The sequence below is a fragment of the Streptomyces sp. HNM0575 genome (assembly GCF_012726265.1).
In the GTDB taxonomy this organism is placed as follows: domain Bacteria; phylum Actinomycetota; class Actinomycetes; order Streptomycetales; family Streptomycetaceae; genus Streptomyces.
This window is the reverse complement of the sequence record NZ_JAASAG010000030.1, coordinates 1-1,371: the sequence shown is the minus strand read 5'-3', so window position 1 is coordinate 1,371 and position 1,371 is coordinate 1. Positions and strand designations below refer to the sequence as shown.

1 protein-coding gene is annotated in these 1,371 nt (G+C 67.8%); it reads right to left on the bottom strand.

All coding sequences use genetic code 11. The features are described from left to right. Positions 1 to 1,371: beta-ketoacyl reductase (locus HCC61_RS29990; RefSeq protein ID WP_169141011.1), on the bottom strand; the 1,371-nt coding region annotated here is incomplete at both ends.

The window sequence follows — 1,371 nt, the reverse complement described above, 5'->3', positions numbered from 1 at the left end:
CCGCATCACAGGCGGCGATCGTCACCCGCGCACCCAGACCCACCAACTCATCACGCAACTCATGCGCACCCGGGGCATCCAGGCCCCGACGGCTGGTCAACACCACATGGCCTGCGCCCCGCTCAACCAACCACCGCGCCACCCGCGCACCCAACGCACCCGTACCACCCGTCACCAACACCGACCCCGACGGCACCCAACCCGAGGCAGCAGACGACGACTCGGACGAGACGGACTCAGAGACCGAACTGAGCTCGGAGGCGGAAACGGACTCGGACTCGGAGACGGTGCTCAGTTCGGTGGGTACCAGGCGGCGGCCGTAGATACCCGTGTCGCGGACAGCGACCTGATCCTCACCCGCGCCAGACGCCAACAGCCGGGACAAAGACCGCCCGATCTCCTCACCCCACGAGTCCGGGTCGGCAGGCAGATCCACCAAACCACCCCACCGCTGCGGCAACTCCAACGCCGCCACACGACCCAACCCCCACACCGCCGCCTGCACCGGATGCACCACCACATCCCCCGGCACCGCAACCACCGCACCACACGTCACACCCCACACCGGCCCCACCACACCGGCATCCCCCAACGCCTGCACCAACACCGCCGAACCCCACAACCCACCCGGCACACCCGACCCACCCGCCGCACCCGAGCTCAGGGAACCGACACCACCATCACCAACCGGCAAAAACGACAACACACCCGCACATTCCTGTACGGAAGGAAGCGCCTCCCCTATACGGGCCGCCAACACGGCCCGCTCCACACCCTCTTCAACCTCCAGGCACACCACACCCGCACCCAAAAGCCCCACCACCGACGACACCCACCCCACCGGCACACCACCACCAGCAGGCACCACCACCAACCACACACCGGAAACAGCAGAATCGGCATCGGCGGAGTCAGGAGGAACGTCAACCGTCGTAGGGGCAGACGCGGATGGGGTGTGGCTGGTCAAGCCTGTCAGGGGTTTCCACCACTCGCGGTAGCTCCAGCCCCCCGTGCTGGAGCGGACTCGCTCACGGCTACGCCATTCCCCAAGACGCCATGCCATCGACGAAGCCGTCGAGGCATCCACACCCAACACCCGCGCCAAGGCATCGCCGTCGCGCGACTCCACCAACCCCCACAACGCCGCATCGACCGGATGCGACCCGGCCTCATCCGCCTTCACTGAGGCGGTCGGCCAGTAGCGTTCGTGTTGGAAGGGGTAGGTGGGCAGATCGACACGGACCGCGCCGGTGCCCTCGAAGACAGGCGCCCACTCCACCCGGTGACCGGCCACATGCAACCGGGCCAGAGCCGTCAGCAGCGCCGTCTCCTCACCCCGGCCCTTACGCAACACCGGAACCGCAAGGCCGT